Annotated in this window: 13 protein-coding genes and 2 tRNA genes; 3 read left to right on the top strand and 12 right to left on the bottom strand. The window is 44.4% G+C overall.

Translation table 11 applies throughout. The features are described 5' to 3' along the window. Positions 1–63: 63 nt before the first annotated feature. From ycfP to FDW97_RS20050, 7 genes are all read right to left on the bottom strand, one after another. Positions 64–606: an alpha/beta hydrolase YcfP gene (gene ycfP / locus FDW97_RS20080; RefSeq protein WP_003030817.1), complete on the bottom strand. Its 543-nt coding sequence runs from the start codon at positions 604–606 to the stop codon at positions 64–66. Positions 607–627: 21 nt separating this feature from the next. Next, entirely contained in the window at positions 628–1653 is a 1026-nt protein-coding gene (gene nagZ, locus FDW97_RS20075) for a beta-N-acetylhexosaminidase (protein WP_069323339.1), read from the bottom strand. A 10-nt stretch (positions 1654–1663) separates the two neighbouring features. Then, on the bottom strand, positions 1664–2488 hold the full coding sequence (gene thiK, locus FDW97_RS20070; RefSeq protein ID WP_137351538.1) for a thiamine kinase: 825 nt from the start codon (positions 2486–2488) through the stop codon (positions 1664–1666). Further along, on the bottom strand, positions 2469–3110 hold the full coding sequence (lpoB, locus tag FDW97_RS20065; RefSeq protein WP_038639817.1) for a penicillin-binding protein activator LpoB: 642 nt from the start codon (positions 3108–3110) through the stop codon (positions 2469–2471). The genes thiK and lpoB overlap by 20 nt, the downstream gene beginning before the upstream one ends. Before the next feature lie 13 nt (positions 3111–3123). Continuing rightward, positions 3124–3498: a YcfL family protein gene (locus tag FDW97_RS20060; RefSeq protein ID WP_038639814.1), complete on the bottom strand. Its 375-nt coding sequence runs from the start codon at positions 3496–3498 to the stop codon at positions 3124–3126. A 2-nt stretch (positions 3499–3500) separates the two neighbouring features. Continuing rightward, the gene (gene hinT, locus FDW97_RS20055) at positions 3501–3860 is read right to left on the bottom strand and encodes a purine nucleoside phosphoramidase (RefSeq protein WP_003030826.1); all 360 of its coding nucleotides are present in this window, start codon (positions 3858–3860) and stop codon (positions 3501–3503) included. Between the two features lie 436 nt (positions 3861–4296). Then, positions 4297–4372 (bottom strand) — tRNA-Asn (locus FDW97_RS20050). Positions 4373–4532: 160 nt separating this feature from the next. Here FDW97_RS20050 and FDW97_RS20045 point away from each other — a divergent pair. The 3 genes from FDW97_RS20045 to FDW97_RS20035 all read left to right on the top strand — a co-directional run bounded on the left by FDW97_RS20045 (position 4533) and on the right by FDW97_RS20035 (position 7623). Next, complete coding sequence (locus FDW97_RS20045; RefSeq protein ID WP_286516864.1) at positions 4533–6020, top strand: EmmdR/YeeO family multidrug/toxin efflux MATE transporter; 1488 nt, start codon at positions 4533–4535, stop codon at positions 6018–6020. Between the two features lie 99 nt (positions 6021–6119). Beyond that, a tRNA-Asn gene (locus FDW97_RS20040) sits at positions 6120–6195 on the top strand. Positions 6196–6360: 165 nt separating this feature from the next. Next, on the top strand, positions 6361–7623 hold the full coding sequence (locus FDW97_RS20035) for an integrase arm-type DNA-binding domain-containing protein (protein WP_137351536.1): 1263 nt from the start codon (positions 6361–6363) through the stop codon (positions 7621–7623). Positions 7624–7735: 112 nt separating this feature from the next. Here the strand turns inward: FDW97_RS20035 and FDW97_RS20030 are convergent, their stop codons facing one another. The 5 genes from FDW97_RS20030 to FDW97_RS23475 all read right to left on the bottom strand — a co-directional run bounded on the left by FDW97_RS20030 (position 7736) and on the right by FDW97_RS23475 (position 12341). Continuing rightward, entirely contained in the window at positions 7736–9355 is a 1620-nt protein-coding gene (locus FDW97_RS20030) for an ABC transporter ATP-binding protein (RefSeq protein WP_137351535.1), read from the bottom strand. Positions 9356–9626: 271 nt separating this feature from the next. Then, positions 9627–10475 carry a YcaO-like family protein gene (locus FDW97_RS20025; protein WP_137351534.1) on the bottom strand — a complete coding sequence of 283 codons (849 nt, stop codon included), beginning with the start codon at positions 10473–10475 and terminating at the stop codon, positions 9627–9629. Next, positions 10475–11257, bottom strand: coding sequence for a SagB/ThcOx family dehydrogenase (locus FDW97_RS20020; RefSeq protein WP_137351533.1), 783 nt, complete (start codon positions 11255–11257; stop codon positions 10475–10477). Before FDW97_RS20020 ends, FDW97_RS20025 begins: the two co-directional genes overlap by 1 nt. Continuing rightward, positions 11250–12059: a hypothetical protein gene (locus FDW97_RS20015; RefSeq protein WP_137351532.1), complete on the bottom strand. Its 810-nt coding sequence runs from the start codon at positions 12057–12059 to the stop codon at positions 11250–11252. The genes FDW97_RS20020 and FDW97_RS20015 overlap by 8 nt, the downstream gene beginning before the upstream one ends. 138 nt (positions 12060–12197) lie before the next feature. Continuing rightward, positions 12198–12341 (bottom strand): klebsazolicin family translation inhibitor TOMM, encoded by a 144-nt coding sequence (locus FDW97_RS23475; protein ID WP_170973712.1) that lies wholly within the window; start codon positions 12339–12341, stop codon positions 12198–12200. Between the last annotated feature and the right edge of the window lie 716 nt (positions 12342–13057).

Here is a 13057-nt window from a genome sequence, read left to right as displayed (position 1 = left end):
CAACCGGAAGGTTAAGGACAAAAAAACCAGCCCGAAAGCTGGTTTTTTAGACGCTCATCAGGCTTAACCTAACGTCTTGAACGCCTTAATGCGCTGCAAATGCGGGGAGATATTTTTAAACTTATGCGTCTGCTCTTCGTCCCAGACGATCTCATAAAAATGATGCAGCTCTTCTGACGAGCGCTGACTGTTCAGAGCTTCATCATGGCGAGAGAGGATCACCAGGCAGCGATCGCGGTTCTTTTCACGAAAATTGGTCACGCATTTTGTCGCAATGTCAGCATACTCTTCAGGTCTGTCGATTTTCCCTTCCATATTCTCATATGGGAACAGGTTAGGATTAAATACCACCTGACGAATATCACACAGAAAACCAATACGTTCTGCCCAATATCCCCCCAGCCCGACGCCACAAATCAGCGGACGATCGTCCACATTAAGCTGCAACATTTTGTCCACTTCTTTCAGCAGATGCTGCATATCATGTTTAGGATGCCGTGTACTGTAGCTAATCAGCCTGACATCCGGGTCGATAAATTGCAGCTGCAACACCTTCTCGTGGTTGCCCGGACTATTAGAGTCAAAACCGTGTAAATAGATAATCATCGCATCCTCGCCAAACGTGCGTTAATGACCTGCTTTCTCTTCCTGCCAGCGCTCATGAAGCTGGTTGAGCTGGGCGCTTACCGTCTTCCAGCGTGTCGAGTCCATCAGTTCCTGACGTGAAAATGAACCTTTATGATACAAACGTGTAACACGTTCTGCATTGATCGGCGACAGATTATCTAACACACTGACCGCTCCCTTACGATTATTGCAGACCAGGATCATATCGCAACCAGCATCCAGCGATGCCTGCCCACGCTCGGCGTAGCTTCCCATAATCGCCGCACCCTCCATCGACAGATCGTCAGAGAAAATAACGCCGTCGAAGCCAAGCTCCTGACGCAGTACCGTCTTCAACCAGTGAGGCGAACCACTCGCCGGACGCGGATCAACATCACTGTAGATAACGTGCGCAGGCATAATGGCATCGAGTTTGTTTTCCGTAATTAACGTCCGGAACACGGACATATCCTTCGCACGAATCTCAGCTTCTGAACGTGGATCGGTTGGCGTTTCTTTGTGCGAATCCGCCGTCACCGCTCCATGCCCGGGGAAGTGTTTACCGGTGGTCTTCATGCCAGCGGCATGCATACCGTCAATGAAGCGGGTCGCCATCGCCAACGCTTTCAGCGGATCGGCATGGTATGAGCGCTCGCCAATCGCGGCGCTGATATGTCCCACGTCCAGAACCGGTGCAAAACTAATATCAATATCCATGGCGATCATTTCGCTGGCCATCAGCCAGCCGGCGTCCTGAGCCAGTTTGCCGCCCTCTTCCAGACCGTGTAGCGCGGCAAAAGATTGGGCCGCAGGCAGGCGGGTAAAACCTTCGCGAAAACGCTGCACGCGTCCGCCTTCCTGATCAACCGCCACGACCAAATGATTACGTGACGCGCTACGGATCTGGCGCACTAACTCACGCAACTGTTCCGGGTCATGATAATTTCGGGTAAAGAGAATCAACCCACCTACCAGCGGATGCGCCAGAATCTCTCGCTCTTCAGCGTCCAGCTCATACCCTTCGACATCCAACATTACTGGGCCCACACTGCTCTCCTCATCCTTTCATTGTTAGCTGCCGCCAGGTTTCATCGGCCAGCCTGATAAATTGTTGATCGCCGGTTTGTCGCCAGCGATACTCAAACCACCCCGCTTTTAGCATGATTACCCAGGGTCGCCATCGCCTGACCTGTCGCCACAAAACGGTTGGCTCAATGCGTGCTCGTCGGCCATAGGCGCTGACCAGCTGTTGGTGCTGGAGTTCATCACTGACCCACACCGCCGCCAGCTCGAGGGCGATATCGCCGTCTCCGGCATATTCCCAGTCAATCAGCCGCAACCCTGACGCCCCGCGCACGATGTTGTCACCGTGGACATCCATATGCAGCGGCCCCAGCCGCAAAGGTCGGGGCTCGCCGCTTTTTCTTAGCCGCTTCAGCGCTCGTAACCAATGTGGTGTACGACGCGCCGGATCACCGCACTGCCAGTACTGTTCGAGTAACGGCAGCAGACTGATTCGCCAGCCCAGTCGGGGTTGCTGATGCAGATAATACAATAAGTCAGCAAGTTCGTCGGCGTCCGGTAATCTGGATTCTACCTTACCCTGAAAAAAGTCGACTGCCATCCAGCCACGCGTATAAAAACGAGGTCGGGGCGCAAGATTTTCCGGTAGGTGTTTTAAGGCATGATATTGGCGCAGAAAATGCGATTCAGGCGCGTCGGGGTCGTGATGACAGCGCAGCACTAAACGGTGGGTCTGATATTCGATAATGCAGCTCCCGCCGCTCAGGCCGTGGTGGCAGGCTACGACGGGATGATACTGCGGAAAGTAGCGCGACAGCACTTCATCGCGCGTCAGTCTGTTATTGTTGCTGAACTGCACCTTTACCTGACCAGATTATCTCGCCAGTTTGTACCAGCATTAATTGCATTTGCAGTGCCGGCGAATTGACGTTGCCAGATGCGCTGGAGTAGAGCACATACTGCGCACCAACGTTACGGGCAATACCAATCGCTTTGCTGCGCGTTCCAAGGCTATCGTTCGGCGACAGTCCTAACTGCTGCTTGGCGACAGCCAGTTGCTGGGCGGAAACCAGGGTAAATTTGCCGTTATTCGCCAGCGCGTTACGTAAGGTTTCAGTCGCTTCGCCAGCGTTCAACGAGCCGTTGGTACGATTATTCACGCTATCAACCAGCAGAACACCACCCGCTTTGACACCATCGGCCTGCAGCATTTTACCTACCATCGGCTGCATTGCGCTGTTCCAGTCGTAGTGACGTTGGCGCGGTGTTGGCTGCGCCGTTTGATCCTCGTGTTCGATCGGACCCGGCTGCTGCGGTATACTTGGCACCGTTGGTACTACTGGTACTGGCTGTTGCGGCTGCGCGGGCTGTTCCGGTACCGGCTTCACTTCCTCTACCGGCGCGGGTTCACGTTGAGCCACACACCCAGAAAGAAACATCGCCAGCGCGGCAAGCAATGCGTAGCGATTCATTTTGATCATCAAGATTCACCCCTTACAAATATAGATAAAGTCTAACCTTGTGCGCCCCCAGATAATTGGCGCTGCCGTACAGTGTGACCGACGAATGAGCCGGGATAGTCACGCTGCGTGGCGCTTCCAGAGGGTGCATCTCCAACCCTCTGGCGTCATACCAGTAAAACCGATAATGCACGGTGACGGATTCTTGTCTTTCGTTATAGAGTCGCGAGGATGCTGAGGCCTGAATATCAGATGTTGTTAACACGGGCTGTTCTGCGGTTATGCCCGCCGCCAGAATCGTTGATTCCATCACCAGAGACTGTTCATCACTGACCGGAATTTCGGGGTGTGAGCGACAGCCTGCCAGCAACAGCAAGCCCAGTGAAAGTGCAATGCATCCTCTGGTCATGCTTAAAGACCTTTATGTGCGAGCATTGGACCAAGCGCACGTCCACCCAACAGGTGCATATGAATGTGATACACCTCCTGCCCGCCGTGACGATTGGTATTCATGATTAAACGGTATCCATCCGCAGCAATACCTTCCTGCTCCGCGATTTTCGCCGCAACGGTAATCATTCGGCCCAGCGCCTGCTCATGCTCTGCCGTCACATCGTTGACGGTGGGGATCAGGATATTAGGGATGATCAGAATATGCGTAGGTGCCTGAGGGGAAATATCACGAAACGCTGTGACCAGTTCATCCTGGTACACGATATCCGATGGAATTTCACGACGGATAATTTTGCTGAATATAGTTTCTTCTGCCACGACGTTTTCCTTTTTCATTAACAGCCCAGGCGTTATGCCATGCTACGCCGGGTAACACTGCGAGTATAGAGTATGAGCGAGTTACTCACGCTCTTTCAACTTTAACCCTCGATTTTTTAAGCAAAAACCCTGGTCAGCGCCGCTCTTATAACCATTTCCCTATGCTATCGCTTAAGCATAGTACTGAAACGATGCTTCATTTGTGCCGTATCATCTGTATGCGTATGGAATGTTAGTGGTTATAGAGAATCTCAATGATTCTCCCATAGAGAGGGATTACGTGGAGCAATCAACTGGCGTGCTAATCGCCGGTACTCAGTGTGGAAAAACAACACTGTATAACTCAACTCAAAAAGCAGCTCGCCAGGTAACTGCGCCAGGCAGCCAAACAAAAGCAAAAAAGCCCGCTTAGTTTCCCAAGCAGGCTTTTTAAATTTGGCTCCTCTGACTGGACTCGAACCAGTGACATACGGATTAACAGTCCGCCGTTCTACCGACTGAACTACAGAGGAATCGTTGTGGAGGCTAATCTTAGCGGCGAAATTTTTTTTGTCAAACCCCATTTTCCTGAATAACGCTCAATTGATGCTTCTCTCGACAGTTTGTTGCATTTGCAGACATTTTAAATGGAAAAAACTTTGCAGCTTTTTGGATTCTCCCTCATCATTTGAAATGAGGTTTCAACTTTCTTCTTTAAGGTCCACTTTGAACGTCTCCGCTGCCTTACGTCAGGTCGCTTCCCGCACGCCCTGGTATGCCAAACGCAAGAGTTATAAAGTTCTCTTTTGGCGCGAAATCACTCCGCTTGCGGTCCCTATTTTTCTGGAAAACACCTGTGTGCTGTTAATGGGTGTCCTGAGTACCTTCCTGGTGAGCTGGTTGGGAAAAGAAGCGATGGCAGGTGTCGGTCTCGCCGACAGTTTCAATATGGTTATCATGGCATTTTTCGCCGCCATCGATCTGGGTACCACGGTGGTAGTCGCCTTTAGCCTGGGAAAACGAGATCGGCGCAGGGCCAGAGCTGCTGCCAGACAATCGCTGGTGATCATGACGATTTTTGCAACCGTGCTGGCTGCAGTCATTCACTATTTTGGTCAACAGATTATTGACGTTGTCGCAGGTGAAGCAACGCCCGACGTTAAGGCTTTGGCACTTACCTATCTGGAGCTAACTGTGCTCAGCTACCCGGCGGCAGCTATTGCGTTAATCGGTAGTGGTGCCCTACGTGGTGCGGGCAATACCAAAATACCGCTGTTGATTAATGGCGGCATGAATATTCTGAATATCGTCATCAGCAGTATACTGATCTACGGGATTTTTTCCTGGCAAGGACTGGGATTCGTGGGGGCCGGACTCGGACTAACCATTTCACGCTACATAGGTGCGATCGCTATTATTTGGGTACTGATGATTGGTTTTAATCCGGCGTTACGTATCACTTTCAAAAGTTATTTTAAGCCACTCAACCTCGCCATTATCTGGGAGGTGATGGGGATCGGTATTCCAGCCAGCATCGAGTCAGTGCTGTTTAATGGCGGTAAACTGTTAACGCAGATGTTTGTCTCAGGGATGGGCACCAGCGTAATTGCCGGAAACTTCATTGCATTTTCTATCGCCGCGCTCATCAACCTACCGGGAAATGCTTTAGGCTCTGCGTCGACAATCATCACCGGCAGGCGTTTGGGAAACGGCCAGATTGCCCAAGCCGAAATTCAGTTACGGCATGTATTCTGGCTGTCGACCATTGGTTTAACTGCCATTGCCTGGCTAACCGCCCCTTTTGCTGGCGTAATGGCCTCGTTTTATACCCAGGATCAGGACGTAAAAGAGGTCATAGTCATTCTGATTTGGCTCAATGCGGCATTTATGCCGATATGGGCAGCCTCCTGGGTATTACCTGCTGGGTTTAAGGGCGCACGCGATGCCCGTTTCGCAATGTGGGTATCTATGCTGGGCATGTGGGGCTGTCGCGTTGTGGTAGGTTACACCCTGGGGATCGTTTTAGGATGGGGCGTAGTCGGCGTCTGGTTAGGGATGTTCTTCGACTGGGCCGTACGCGCCGCATTATTTTACTGGCGTATGGTGACCGGCCGCTGGTTATGGAAATACCCGCGTCCCCAACAGGAAAAGTGCATAAAACAACCTGTTGCGCCTGAATAATCGGCGAAATGGGGAATATTTCGGCAAACGATTGAATTTATCGATTCAGGCTTTGACATCGCTGAGTGGTGTCGCTAATATGCGCCTCGTTCACACGATTCCTCTGTAGTTCAGTCGGTAGAACGGCGGACTGTTAATCCGTATGTCACTGGTTCGAGTCCAGTCAGAGGAGCCAGATTTTAGTATTAAGACATCTCAGTGAGTCTTAATACGTTATAAAAACAAGCAGTTAGATTGACCCGGTTGTCCTGGTAAGGATTACCGGGCTTCTTGACATCTGTAGTTTTTGGGGGCTTAATCGGGGGCCTTACGGTTCGTTGAACGAATGGAGCCCCCCGCTATGTCACTCACTGATACCGCTATCCGCAAGCTCAGACCCACAGACAAACCCTTCAAACTCGGCGACAGTGCCGGACTGTACCTGCTGATCAAACCCAACGGCTCAAAACTCTGGTATATGAAGTACCGCATTGACGGGAAAGAGAAGAAGCTGGCCTTTGGCCCTTACCCGGATGTTTCCCTGCTTACGGCACGCCAGCTCCGTGATGCGGCACGCAGTAAAATGCGTGAAGGGGTCGATCCCGCCGTTGACAAAAAAATCGCACAACAGAAAAAGAAAAACGGACAGACATTCCGCCAGATCGCCATGAACTGGCATGCCGATCACCGCCGCTGGTCTGAACACTATGCGACAACTATCCAGCGCAGGCTGGAAATGTATGTTTTCCCGGATATCGGGGACAGATACATCGATCAAATCGTCACGGAAGATCTGCTGTTTACCCTGCGTAAGGTGGAGAACAAAGGCTTTCTGGAGATCACTGCGCGGCTGAAAAACTACGTCACCGAGATCATGCGTTATGCGGTGAAAAAGCAGGTAATCAGGTCAAACCCGGCGTTGGATCTGGACGGTGAATTTACGCCACCGGAAACACAGCATTACCCGGCCCTGCCGCTTGAGAAACTACCAGAATTATTATCCCGGTCGGATAACTACTCCGGCAGACTGCTGACACGGTACGCGCTTAAGCTGTCGTTACTGTTCTTTGTGCGCTCCAGCGAACTGCGCTTTGCCCGCTGGAGTGAAATCGACTGGCAGCAGAAGCTCTGGATAATCCCGGAAGAACGGGAGCAGATCGAAAACGTGCGCTTCTCTCACCGTGGTACAAAGATGAAAACGCAGCACATTGTTCCATTGTCCGAGCAGGCGATTACGATCCTGAAGCAAACTGAAGCGCTCTCCGGGCATCTGGCATTTATTTTCCCCGGCGAATACGACCAGGATAAGTGCATGAGCGACAACACCATCAACAAGGCATTGCGTGTGATGGGCTACGACACCCGAAAAGAGATCTGCGGTCACGGCTTCCGGGCGATGGCGTGCAGTGCGCTGAGTGAGTCGGGACTGTGGAGCAAAGAAGCGATTGAAAAACAGATGAGCCATCAGGAAAGAAACAGCGTGCGCGCCGCCTATATTCATAAGGCGGAATATCTGGAGGAGCGGATTGCTATGATGCAGTGGTGGGCGGATTATCTGGATGCAAATACTGAGCAGTATGTGTCGCCTTACCAGTATGCAGGCAACTTGAGGGAAGCCTTGTAACATGAAACAACGATTAGTAAATTAACCATCTGTTCACTCCTTCCTGAGAGAGGGAACAGATGGTTGAGCCTTATACTGAAAACAGCATTACAACTAATTGAAGACATGAAAATTATTTGATTATGACATGCTGTTCAATATCAATTACAACATCCCCAATATCTTTTACTCTCTTATCATGTGTGACGATGATACATGTTAACCCTTGAGCTGCGTTTTTGATTGTATCGATCACATTAGAAACTGTTATATCATCCAGACCTGATGTTGGTTCGTCCAAAATCATTAGCTTCGCATCGTGGTAAAGCATTCTTGCAATACCGATACGTTGAGCCTGTCCTCCGGAAATATTTCCACCTCCTTCACCTAGATTTCTACTGGAGAGCATGTCTATTTCTTCATCACTGAAACCACAGGCTCTTATTATCCTGGTAAATTTACCATCAATATATTCTCTACCCAAGGTTATATTATCCTTAAAACTCAGATCAAAAATATCAACGTGTTGATGCAAATAATACACCGTATCAATAGAAAAGTTTGACTCAACTGTCCCCTTGTATTCAACAATACCAGCAATACACTTAGCCAGAGATGATTTCCCAACCCCCGAAGGTCCTGCAAAAACTGTTATCCTCCCTGTTGGAATTGTTATATCTTTAAATTTTATTGCCTGATTATTAACATATATCACTTCAACATCATTAATTAGAATACTCTGATCCACATCTGGAGTAGATATATGGGGAGTTTTCTCAGTTGATTCAGGCAATTGAATTAAATCAAAAAGTTGCTTAGCGCTTGATAAACCTTGTATGAAAAATTTATAGGATGAAGAAAACTGTAACAAAGGAACTGCAATTTGTAGTAACAAACCATTAATCATTACAAGTAAGGCAACCTTTCTGCCCGTTGACTCTGCAATATCTAATACAGAAACTGTAGACAGTAAAAATAGCAATAATAAAATCACACCCTGAATGACGCCAAGAATAATACCTGGCTTCAGGGAGCGTTTTACTTCACTGATAAATTTGTCAGTCGCATTTTCATACCTATCTTTCAACCATTGTGTTTCTTTAAATGACCTTAATGATTCGAAGGACCTGATACCTTCAGACATAATCTGGTAGTTTTTAGAAGCAGTAGCGAACCATTTCTGTTGTAACAACTGTGTTCTGGTAGAAAGGTAGAATGTTGCTACCAAAAAAGACAGAATTAAGACTAGCAGTTCAAATGTCAATAGAATATCTATTTTTACCCCAACAACAAGAAGGAGTAGTAAACACTCTGCCATTAGTGGGAATAACGTAAAAACAGCATTGTAAAGAGCTGTTCTGATACCTCCCAGACCTCGATCAACTATGATTGAAGTTTCACTACTACTATGTTTTCGTACACTTTCAAATGAAAGAGTAAAAAACTTATCTAATGTATTCAATATTAGGCTTTTTTGAAGTATCTGTTCAAAGTATATGTAACATGCTAACCGAAATTCCTCTAAAAATCTCGAAGCACAAAATACTGAAGCATAAATAAGACAAAATATCATTACAACATATCCCGATGCCTGATTACTTACATTTTCAACGAGTAAAGAAAACAGTATAGGACCAGATATACGCAATATTGTTGTTAGAACAAATAAAAAAACTGATAAGTTGAAAAAAAACCTGCTTCGCCGATCAATCATAGTCCAGGTTTTTGATGCAAAATATAGAATATTTTTCATGCGAATGGTATATATCCTTTGTTAATTTGTTTTTCATATCCATAATGCTTTGCAGCATTAAGATTTATAATTCGGTGAGTTTCATTAAGACTCATTGTTTTGAACCCGTAGACACTTTTCATCACACAATAAACAAATTTTTTGTCTACATAGCTGACTTCTCTTTTATGCAAGAATACAGGCTCATTATAAAAATTCTTTCTAAATATCATATCTCCATCTCTAGTTAATTCTGCTGACTGTTTCAATGAGTGTATGTTCTTGAATTTATCTACTGTTTTTTACTATTATGTGTAATGTAACCTTCAATTATTGAATCATTTATATCAGTACAATCACGAGTTCTTTTATCCATTAAATTTCTCATGAGCACAAATGCCTGGTACATTTCTAAAAGAGCCTTTTCTACAGCACATAGATATTCAGCATTTCCAGAGGCACCTGCAGCAAATCTAACTAAACCAGTATCAGATACATACACACACATAATGGTTCTGACTGGCCAGAAATAAGATATATCAAATATCAATATATCACCCAGTGATAGCATTAATGGAATAAATGGAAACTCCCGTTTAAGTCCATCAAATGTCGAATTTTCTTTCAAAGATATAGAAGAAAGGCAATGCCCAAAATACCAGAATAATGTAAGCGATTGTCTTTCACAAAACTCATCGCGGCAATTTATAAAGGCTGACTCCCAAGATTGATGTAAAGCAGTTCCAGAACTGTCTCTTTCGCCGTAGATTTGACTATCCTCACTTTCACCTAAATAAAATGCAACTGTTGGGGCAATGTATTTAGTATCAGAGGAAAGCTCTGTGATCTCTGTTGTAGAAAATCGGTGAGCTGGATCCGGTTTTATATCACAATTCCTAACAAACCACTCAGAAACTATAGATTCAAATTCCGATATGGTGTGACACTCAGAATCATTATCTGCTTTGGCGAAACACATATGTCTTTCGAGTGCTTCACCTAAAGATTTTTTTAAGATTGCCCTACCATAACCTGTCGAACAACTGGCAATTCCCCTTTCAATATGAGTCCTCATCATCCTCGGGAAAACTATATTCGCTGAAATGTCAGTCGTTGTTCGGAAAAATTTTGGTCCTAGCATTATTCTCTCCCTACAATTTGACAAATAACAGGTACAAACGATCTTGGATCTAATCCAAGAGAAACGGTCAATGCTTCATCATTGAAACCACCCCACACTCTGTTTTTCAATGATGCTTTTTGTGCGAAAAACTCCAGATTTTTGTACATAGATCCTATCTCCAACATAGCCAACCGAAGACCTCGATATCCATATTTGCAAATATGTTTATCCAGCAACGAACCATAAAGTATAAAAAAATCATAATTAATAAAATTATCCTCTTTATTAATGAACAGACATTCATTAACAAATGCCTCATCAAAGCTATTAAGTTTTTCCAGCTGATTTGAGACTTGGAGATAATGGTAGGCCCCCACATCATACCCTTTTACATTCTTTATAAATATAACAACCTGTCCTGAATATAAAGCTCCACCACTTGGATAAGGAAATATTATTGTATTATTAACTTGCCTAGCTCCAAAACTATCAACAATTACTTTCTCAGATATATACTTATCAAGTTTGGGATGGGATTTAAGTTTTTTTGCTGAAGGCAGTCTAAGCTCACAATATTCTTTTTTATTATTATAAGCCAACTTTATCTTGCTCACAGAAAACTCATGTTCTGTTCGCTCAAGTGCAAGAATATCACTATCATTTAAAAGTGTCTTAACGACAGGAAATGGGGAACATCTTGCTGCATATCTATTACAGGTTTTAACGTATAATTCGCATATTTCATTTTTGATACTCTCGTCAATATAGTCACCAACCTTAGAAAGAAGATAATCATGCATTTCTAAACCCCTTCTGTTTATGATAATGATGGAGACAATCACATTTTGGAGAAAACGGGATGCAAAGAGATGTTTTTTCTAACGAATTGATATTTATGATCTTAGACATACTGATATCACAACCTGTAAAGGCACTTCGTCCATCTCCCTTGAATGTTAACAAGTATTGCTCCAACTCTCGCATTAAATAAAATAAATCCAGTTCACTAACAGGGGCACCAGGTGCTTTTATCCCATAATTTTCATTAATATGGTTTATAACATCAGACATAGAACTTATTTTATTTTGTCTATCCATAAAAACCTTATCCATAACATAATCATAAAGGCATAATATGCATGGTGTAAGGTAGTCCCTGGAATATGCATGGCTAATAATAAATTTATCCCCTACCATTAAAAGGAATATTACTGTAGAATTCCCCCCTATTTTTTCCTGAATAATACCAATCTCTGAAGGTTTACCCCCTCCCATCATATCTATAATATAAAGAGCATTGTTATTGGTTTTATCTGATTTTAGAAAAACATCCAAACTTATAACACTATCCCAACTGAAACATTTTTGAATAATATTCTCATTAATAAATCCATTTGAAATATAATATATTTTTTTAAACTCAAAATCAGACTCCACCTTTAATAATACCTGAACATCCTCCGTCAGATATTCGATCACTTCTGAAATATCAATATCCTTTATGCCATTTTCCAGCCAAAATTTTTCTATCTCATCTTGTTTTATAAGGTTCTGCTTCTCAATGTATCTGAGTAGTAATGCCATTTCTGGATTATCAATCATGAACAATCCTTTTGGACTATATAAAAAGGCATTACTCCCGTTATCACTAATCGTGATTGGCGCTCGTGAATAGATCATTATTCATCCTTATTTTTAATAATGGCCGCACATCATATTGCGGCCATGTAAAGGCAAATTTTAGCCTAGACCGCCAGTACAATTAGCACTGGAGCTATTAGAACAACTTGCACAATTTCCCGGTGACTGGCTATAGAGTCCTTTTTTCACCGGAGAGTTAAAAGAAGCCAACTGTGAACCAAAACGATTTTTGATTTTAGACATAACATTCTCCTGCATAGTTGATGTGTTATGCTCACTATGAGCAATAACAATACTAATACACAATGATAACATTACAACCCATAACATTAACAATTATAGGGATACCTTGTTATTTCATAAGATTTCGATAGTTAATGTCTATAAACAATATTCATAACTGACTGGAATAAAATAATTTTTTAATGAAGCAATCAATTCATTTAATTTTGATAAATTTATGGATATGTGATCTATATAGCAAAGACATTACGTCACTTAGCTTTTTAATTATGTTTTTATAACTTCCATCTAAAAATCAGGGAATTACATGTTGGTTCAGCAAGAATATTTGAATAAATCATAACTTCCATGAATGTTTCACAGCCATTATATTAGCCAGAAAATCTTATTTAAGACTTTATATCGGAAAAATCGCGCAACTCATAGCTGTTCCCAAATATGTACGCCAATCAAATATTCTCCAGTAGCTGAAAACCTCTCTTCCATATTTTTAAAAGCGAACAATACCAACAAAGCCAGCATACTGATTTTGCATAACAAAAATAAATCCAGCTGAGCCAGAACCAGAAAAGGCCAAAAGATAAAAGGCTAAAGGTAAAGACCTTTAAAGGTAACAGGACTTACCCTGAAAAGGCCAAAAGGCTTAGACCTCTGAGCAGATGGATTACCGGGCAGCCTCTTTCGTTCGGTCACCCGTTTTTTGCTGGTGACGGGAC

Origin of the sequence: Citrobacter sp. wls708 (genome assembly GCF_005281255.1) — a bacterium.
Lineage (GTDB): Bacteria > Pseudomonadota > Gammaproteobacteria > Enterobacterales > Enterobacteriaceae > Citrobacter > Citrobacter werkmanii.
This window is presented reverse-complemented; position numbering and strand designations above follow the sequence as displayed.

What these genes read in the sequence shown, in the direction of transcription:
- FDW97_RS20020 (WP_137351533.1), bottom strand. Translation starts at nt 11,257, where the DNA reads ATGCATGATTATCTTCTTTCTAAGGTTGGTGACTATATTGACGAGAGT.
- FDW97_RS20060 (WP_038639814.1), bottom strand. Translation starts at nt 3,498, where the DNA reads ATGACCAGAGGATGCATTGCACTTTCACTGGGCTTGCTGTTGCTGGCA.
- lpoB (WP_038639817.1), bottom strand. Translation starts at nt 3,110, where the DNA reads ATGATCAAAATGAATCGCTACGCATTGCTTGCCGCGCTGGCGATGTTT.
- FDW97_RS20015 (WP_137351532.1), bottom strand. Translation starts at nt 12,059, where the DNA reads ATGATTGATAATCCAGAAATGGCATTACTACTCAGATACATTGAGAAG.
- ycfP (WP_003030817.1), bottom strand. Translation starts at nt 606, where the DNA reads ATGATTATCTATTTACACGGTTTTGACTCTAATAGTCCGGGCAACCAC.
- FDW97_RS20030 (WP_137351535.1), bottom strand. Translation starts at nt 9,355, where the DNA reads ATGAAAAATATTCTATATTTTGCATCAAAAACCTGGACTATGATTGAT.
- FDW97_RS20045 (WP_286516864.1), top strand. Translation starts at nt 4,533, where the DNA reads ATGAGGTTTCAACTTTCTTCTTTAAGGTCCACTTTGAACGTCTCCGCT.
- FDW97_RS23475 (WP_170973712.1), bottom strand. Translation starts at nt 12,341, where the DNA reads ATGTCTAAAATCAAAAATCGTTTTGGTTCACAGTTGGCTTCTTTTAAC.
- FDW97_RS20035 (WP_137351536.1), top strand. Translation starts at nt 6,361, where the DNA reads ATGTCACTCACTGATACCGCTATCCGCAAGCTCAGACCCACAGACAAA.
- FDW97_RS20025 (WP_137351534.1), bottom strand. Translation starts at nt 10,475, where the DNA reads ATGCTAGGACCAAAATTTTTCCGAACAACGACTGACATTTCAGCGAAT.